This window comes from Streptomyces mesophilus (genome assembly GCF_011044995.1).
Lineage (GTDB): Bacteria > Actinomycetota > Actinomycetes > Streptomycetales > Streptomycetaceae > Streptomyces > Streptomyces mesophilus.
Genome location: NZ_JAAKZW010000480.1, coordinates 1 through 881 on the forward strand (window position 1 = coordinate 1; position 881 = coordinate 881).

Consider the following 881-nt stretch of genomic DNA (forward strand, 5'->3'; position numbering starts at 1 on the left):
GGGCGCGGGGCGTCGGTGGTCGTGGTGGTCATGACGCGGTGCCGCCGCCGGTCGCGCCGAGCCAGTCGAGGGTGTCGCCGTTCGCGCGGTCGTGCGCGCCGACGAGTTCGAGGAAGGCGCTCTGCAGGCTGGGGGCGTCGCCGCGTACCTCGGCGAGGGGGCCCTGTGCGCGGATCCGTCCGGCGGCCATGACGGCGACCCAGTCGCAGAGGGACTCGACGAGTTCCATGACGTGGCTGGAGAAGACGACGGTGGCGCCGGAGGCGGTGTAGCGCTCCAGGACGCCGCGGATGGTCTGGGCGGAGACGGGGTCGACGCCCTCGAACGGCTCGTCGAGGAAGAGGACTTCGGGGTTGTGCAGGAGGGCGGCGGCGAGGCCGATCTTCTTGCGCATGCCGGTGGAGTAGTCGACGACGAGTTTGTGCTGGGCGCCGGTGAGGTCGAGGACGTCGAGCAGCTGGGTGGTGCGCTTCTCGACGTCGTCGGCGGGGAGGCCGCGCAGGCGTCCGGTGTACGTGAGGAGTTCGCGGCCGGACAGTCGCTCGAAGAGCCGTAGGCCCTCGGGGAGTACGCCGATTCTGGCCTTGACCTCGGCGGGGTCCTTCCAGACGTCGTGGCCGACGACGTGGACTTGTCCCATGTCGGGGCGGAGGAGGCCGGTGATCATGGAGAGGGTGGTGGTTTTGCCGGCTCCGTTGGGGCCCACGAGGCCGATGAACTTTCCGGCGGGGAGGGTGAGGTCGATGCCGGCTACGGCGATCTGTTCGCCGAACCTCTTCCAGAGTTGGGTGACTTGTACGGCTGCCGTCTCGGGCACGGGGGCCTTCCGGTGGGTTCGGTGGGGGGGTCCTGTCTCTTATACACAGCTTACGCTGCCGACG

General features: G+C 69.6%; 1 protein-coding gene. It reads right to left on the reverse strand.

Translation table 11 applies throughout. The features are described 5' to 3' along the window. Positions 1-28: 28 nt before the first annotated feature. On the reverse strand, positions 29-817 hold the full coding sequence (locus G6045_RS40675) for an ABC transporter ATP-binding protein (RefSeq protein WP_165337271.1): 789 nt from the start codon (positions 815-817) through the stop codon (positions 29-31). Positions 818-881: the final 64 nt, after the last annotated feature.